Source organism: Curtobacterium sp. MMLR14_002 (genome assembly GCF_001864975.1).
GTDB classification, from domain to species: Bacteria; Actinomycetota; Actinomycetes; order Actinomycetales; family Microbacteriaceae; genus Curtobacterium; species Curtobacterium flaccumfaciens.
The window spans coordinates 827-1,667 of record NZ_MJGT01000087.1; the positions used below are offsets into that span (position 1 = coordinate 827).

1 protein-coding gene is annotated in these 841 nt (G+C 75.7%); it reads right to left on the reverse strand.

All coding sequences use genetic code 11. The features are described 5' to 3' along the window. Nucleotides 1-789, reverse strand: a 789-nt coding sequence (locus BIU91_RS15070) for an A/G-specific adenine glycosylase (RefSeq protein ID WP_253183778.1), incomplete at its 3' end; no start/stop codon positions are given. Between the last annotated feature and the right edge of the window lie 52 nt (nucleotides 790-841).

The following is an 841-nucleotide window of genomic DNA, read 5'->3' on the forward strand; positions in this document are numbered from 1 at the left end:
CGCGAGCGCCCGGTCCCGCTGGTCGGCGTCCGGCCACACCGGTTCGATCTCGGACCGGGTGACCGGCACGTCGCTGGCGCGCAGCTCGGCCATGATCAGGCCGCGCACCTGGCGGTCACTGCCGGCGAACTTCCCCTGCCGCGGAGCCCGCGGCCCGTCGTGCTCCGGGTACCCGGCCGCACGCCACGCGCAGCGGTCCGCGATCGGGCACGCATCGCACGCGGGGGAGCGGGACACGCACACGAGCGCGCCGAGCTCCATCACGGCGGCGTTCGTGGCAGCTGCGTCGTCGCGGTCCGCCGGCAGCACCGACTCCATCAGCGGGAGGTCCTGCTTCGCCTTCGCCGGCCCGGGTTCGCCCTGGCCGAGGACCGCACGTGCGAGCACACGGCGCACGTTGACGTCCACCACCGGGTGCCGGTCGCCGTACGCGAAGACCGCGACGGCACGGGCGGTGTAGTCGCCGATGCCCGGCAGGGCGAGCAGCGCGTCGACGTCGCGCGGCACGACGTTGCCGTGGTCAGTCGCGATGGCGGTCGCCGCCGCGTGCAGCGCGAGCGCGCGTCTCGGGTAGCCGAGCCGGTCCCAGGCACGCACCGCCTCGGACGGGGGCGAGTCCGCGAGGTCGCGAGGCGTCGGCCACCGGGTGAGCCACGCCTTCAGTCGGGGGACCACGCGCGCGACCTGCGTCTGCTGCAGCATGATCTCGCTGACGAGCGTCCCCCACGCGGGGAAGCCGGGGCGGCGCCACGGCAGGTCCCGCGCCTGCTGCCGGAACCACGCGATCAGCGGGGTCGCGATGTCGGGCCGTTCCGGCGTGGCCGGCTCCTGCACACCGCCT